3 protein-coding genes and 1 pseudogene are annotated in these 4,705 nt (G+C 63.7%); 2 read left to right on the top strand and 2 right to left on the bottom strand.

Features of this window, described 5'->3' with window-relative positions:
* Nucleotides 1–367 (top strand): annotated as a pseudogene (locus tag CIC12_RS03570) (Na+/H+ antiporter); the annotation flags it as partial.
* A gap of 135 nt (nt 368–502) precedes the next feature.
* Here the strand turns inward: CIC12_RS03570 and CIC12_RS03565 are convergent.
* Complete coding sequence (locus CIC12_RS03565; RefSeq protein ID WP_168662242.1) at nt 503–1,810, bottom strand: solute carrier family 23 protein; 1,308 nt, start codon at nt 1,808–1,810, stop codon at nt 503–505.
* Between the two features lie 245 nt (nt 1,811–2,055).
* Entirely contained in the window at nt 2,056–2,757 is a 702-nt protein-coding gene (locus CIC12_RS03560) for an NAD(P)H-binding protein (protein ID WP_168662240.1), read from the bottom strand.
* A gap of 635 nt (nt 2,758–3,392) precedes the next feature.
* Between CIC12_RS03560 and CIC12_RS03555 the strand changes: the two genes are divergently transcribed.
* Nucleotides 3,393–4,705, top strand: a 1,313-nt coding sequence (locus CIC12_RS03555; protein ID WP_238812353.1) for a methyl-accepting chemotaxis protein, incomplete at its 3' end; no start/stop codon positions are given.

The raw sequence follows: 4,705 nt of genomic DNA, 5'->3' as shown, positions 1-4,705 counted from the left end.
TGCCGCCGAGGAGGCGCACGCCCGCACGGTGGCCGCGCAAGCGGCGATTCGCGCGGTCGACGAGATGCACGACAGGGAGTGCGCGGACCTGGATGAATCGGCATCGGCGTATGCGGCGGATGTGACCGCACGGGTGATGGATCTGTACCGGCGCCGCCTCGCCACGCTCGACGACGAGCAGGAACGACGCGAACTGGCGCGCCGCGCCGATGCGCTTGAGTTCAGGATGAAGCTGGCCGCAATGCGCGCCGAGCGCAAGGCCTTGCTCGCGCTGCGCGGGACTCAGGAGATCAACGACGAGACGTGGAACAAGCTGATGCGTGAGGTGGATTTATCGGAGACGGCACTGACGGCGCGCAAAAAATAGAGCAGTTTGGCAGTGAGGGAAGCGCGGGCTTTTCCCGGTCGTGGGATGAGACCTGAAGCCGGCGCCGCTGGCCGCCTGGCGCAAACCGACGCATGTCGCCTTGCTGCGCAGCCAGCGCCAATCAAAACATGAAAATCAGGCCACCGGCCCTTGCGTCGGCTTCCTGCGCAGCAACGCGTACAGAATGATCGCGCCGAACGTCGCGGTACCGATTCCGCCGAGACCAAAACCGCCAAATTTCAGCGAGAAGTCCCCCGCGCCGAGCACTAGCGTCACGGCGGCGACGATCAGGTTGCGGTTATCGGAGAAGTCCACCTTGTTGACGACCCAGATGCGCGCGCCGGTGACGGCGATCAACCCGAATACGACAATCGACACGCCGCCCAGCACCGGCCCCGGGATAGTCTGGATCACCGCGCCGAACTTCGGGGAAAAGCCCAGCACCAGCGCAATCACCGCGGCGATCACGAATACCAGGGTCGAGTAAATCTTGGTCACGGCCATCACGCCGATATTTTCCGCGTAAGTCGTCACGCCGGTGCCGCCGGCAAAACCCGACACGATGGTGGCGAGTCCGTCGCCGAGAAACGCGCGGCCGATGTAGCGGTCGAGGTTCTGGCCAGTCATCGCGCTCACCGCCTTGATGTGACCGAGATTCTCCGCGACGAGGATCACCGCGATCGGTGCAAGCAGGGCCATCGCGTGCGGATCGAAAACGGGCGCCGTGAAGTGCGGCATGCCGAACCACGCGGCGTTCGCGACGATCGAGAAGTCGATCGGCTTAGCCATGCCGAGGCCGTTCGTGACGATCGCGTAAATTACGTATGCCATGAGCAGCCCGATCAGAATCAGCAAGCGTTGCAGCATGCCGCGCGCAAACACCGCGACCGCACCCACGCACAGCACCGTGACAAGCGCCATCCACGAATCGAAGTTGCTGCCGCTCACGCCGCGCACCGCGATCGGCGCGAGGTTCAGACCGATCACGCAGACGATCGCGCCCGTTACGACCGGTGGCATCAGCGTCTCGATCCAGCGGGTGCCGACCGCCGACACGATCAGGCCGATGACCGCGTACACCACGCCGCATGCGATGATCCCGCCGAGCGCCACGGGGATGTTCAGATTCGGACCATGACCGCCGTACCCCGTCACCGCGATCACGAGACCGATGAACGCGAAGCTCGAACCGAGATAGCTCGGCACGCGCCCACCCACCAGCACGAAGAACAGCAACGTGCCGATGCCCGACATGAAGATGCAGAGGTTCGGATCGAAGCCCATGAGCAACGGCGCCAGCACGGTCGAGCCGAACATCGCGACGACGTGCTGAACGCCCATCGCGAACATCTGCGGCCAGGCGAGGCGCTCGTCGGTGCCGACGACGCTGCCCTCGGCCGCAGCGGACTGGCGGCGCCAGCGGGGGAAATAGGAATCGGCCATGGCGGGGGTTCTCCTCTGTTCGGCGTGATGGGGGATGGGTGCCGGACGGCGCGTGGTCGGCCGCGGTCCGGGAATTACGCGCGAGTGTACGGAGTGCGATTGGGCCTGGCAAGCGTGGCGGGAGGCTTGCGCGAATGGTGTTGGCGGTGCGAAGAAGCTCCGGGATGACGTGTGCCGCCGTGTTGCATGAACACCCAGCGCCGCGCGGAGTCAGCTTCGCGCGGCGCTACCGGTGACGTGATCCATCATCCCGCGCGCAAATCCAGTGCAGGTGGGGATGCCACGCGACTGAGCGCGCGAATGTCGGCGATTTCGAGGACCGCGTCAGGTGCGCCATTGCGCGCGGCCGCCAGCATCGCGAGCCCGATGTCCTCGGTGCTCAGCACCAGGTTGGGCAATAGCGCGCGCAGCGTCGGCAGGAACGGCTTCGCCAACGCGTAGAACACCCTGTACGAACGGGTCTTCGAACGCGCGCCGTTCAGCGGCTGGATCACGCCTGGACGAAACAGATACACGGCCTTGAACGGCAGCCGTTGCAACGCGTTCTCCGTACGCCCCTTCACGCGCGCCCACATGCTGCGCCCGTGTTCGGTGCTGTCGGTGTTCGCGCCGGACACGTAGACGAAGGTCATCTTCGCATTGAGCCGGGCGAGCGTTTGCGCGGCTGCCATCGTGAGATCGTAGGTGAGCCGCGTGTAGTCTTCCTCCCGCATCCCCGCCGACGAAACACCGAGGCAGAAGAAGCACGCGTCGAACCCTGTGAGCGACGCTTCCATCGCGCGATAGTCCATCATGTCCGGCTGAATCACTTCGACCAGACGCGGATCGAGTTGCCCGCTGCGCGTGCGCCCCACGGTCTGCACCACCTCGACGTCCGGCGCGCGCAGACATTCGCGCAATACGCCCTGCCCGACCATGCCGGTTGCGCCAAAAATAAGAACTTTCATGATGCGTGCTCCAGAGTCCCGCCAGTCCAGCGCGTGTTGGTCAAGCTTCCGAGATGTCCCACAGGCACGCAGCACGGTCTCGTCTTGAGCAGGCCGGGCGATGTGCGCGTCGCCGGGCAGCCCTTTCAGTTCGAACAGACCGGTTGGCCCATAGTAGCCGGCGGGTGGGACATTCGGCGCGGTTGGGACAAATAAGGTCGGCAGGTCTGCCGTTTCGGCGGGATCATCACGCCCGCGTTGTTGATGAGCAGAAATGCCATTCGACACACGCGAGGTTTTCATCACGTGCCTAAACCCGCCAAAAGTAGGAAAAATCCCCTTTTTCTTCGGTCATCACGTGCGAGGTTAATAGATAAATACCCGACTTTGCTTCAGTGGAGCTCCCTTCGATCCGATATCCCGTAGACGGGGTACCCATTTGGCTGATGTTGATGCGCTGCGAATTAGGCGTGCGTGGCAACCAGCCTCGGGGATATACGCGCAAGGCCGCCATGAAGTTCGACGGCCCGATAGACGTTCCCCTGCCCGGACCTGAGAGTCCCATGCGAACGCTTTCACGTTTCGTTATTGGAGAAAATAAAATCGTGACACTTAAGCACCTCACAATCAAAAACAAGCTGATCGTCGGGTTCGGCATGCTGTCGCTCATCGTCGTCGTGGTGTGCGGCCTATCCCTGAAGGCGCTGAGCGATTCGACCGAAGGCTTTTCGAGCTTCGTGCGCGGCATCAACGCACGCGCGGAAATGGCGATGCGGGTGCGAACCGCCGTCGACCGCCGCGCAATCGCCGCGCGCAATCTGGTGCTCGTCACCAAACCTCAGGATATCGACGTCGAGAAAGCCGACGTGATGCAGGCGCACGAAGATGTGCAAGCCAATCTGAAAAAACTCAACGAGATGATCGCGACCGCGACCGACACGTCGGACAAAGCGCGCAGCCTCGTCGCCGAGATCAATCGCGTGGAGGCTGCGTACGGGCCGGTGGCGACCGACATCGTCAATCTCGCGCTGAACAGCAAGCGCGACGACGCGATCGTCAAGATGGACGAGCAGTGCCGGCCGCTGCTCGCCGCACTGGTCCGCGCGACCAACGCGTATGCCGACTACACACACGGCCGGCAGGAACAGTTGATCAACAACTACGCGGCGCATTTCCAGAACCAGCGCAACGTGCTGATTGCGATCAGCCTGGCCGCGGTCGCACTCGCGATCGGCGCATGCGTGCTGATCACGCGCGCGGTGACTGCGCCGCTGCGCGTCGCGATCGATGTCGCGCGCACCGTGGCACAGGGCGATTTACGCACGCGCATTGCCGTCGACGGCAGGGACGAGACCAGCAAACTGCTCGGGGCCTTGCGTGAGATGAACGAACGGTTGACGGCGATCGTCGGACGCGTGCGCGACAGTAGTACCAGCATTGCCGGCGCCGCGCGCCAGATCGCCGCGGGCAACATGGACCTGAGTCAACGCACGGAACAGCAAGCCGCATCGCTGCAGGAAACGGCGTCGAGCATGGAGCAGCTCACATCCACGGTGAAGCAGAACGCCGACAACGCACAGCAAGGCAGCGCGCTTGCCGCGAATGCGTCGTCGGTGGCACAGAAAGGCAGCGCGGTGGTCGGCCAGGTGGTCAGCACGATGCAGGACATCAGCGAGAGCTCGACGAAGATCGCGGACATCACGGGGATCATCGAAGGCATTGCCTTCCAGACGAACATTCTGGCGTTGAACGCGGCGGTCGAAGCCGCGCGCGCGGGCGAACAGGGACGCGGTTTCGCGGTGGTCGCGAGCGAAGTCAGAAGCCTGGCTCAGCGATCGTCGAGCGCGGCGAAGGAGATCAAGGATCTGATCGCCAACTCGGTCGGCAAGATTCGTGACGGGTCGGCGCTGGCCGGTGAAGCGGGCAAGACGATGAGCGAAGTCACGCACGCCGTCGCGCGGGTGACGGA

Source organism: Paraburkholderia sp. SG-MS1 (assembly GCF_012275575.1).
GTDB lineage: Bacteria > Pseudomonadota > Gammaproteobacteria > Burkholderiales > Burkholderiaceae > Paraburkholderia.
The sequence above is the reverse complement of the archived record's forward strand: the minus strand, read 5'-3'. Positions and strand labels throughout refer to the sequence as shown.

Bases quoted from the DNA above. Each gene is read 5' to 3' on its own strand.
- CIC12_RS03565 (WP_168662242.1), bottom strand. From the start codon at position 1,810: ATGGCCGATTCCTATTTCCCCCGCTGGCGCCGCCAGTCCGCTGCGGCC.
- CIC12_RS03560 (WP_168662240.1), bottom strand. From the start codon at position 2,757: ATGAAAGTTCTTATTTTTGGCGCAACCGGCATGGTCGGGCAGGGCGTA.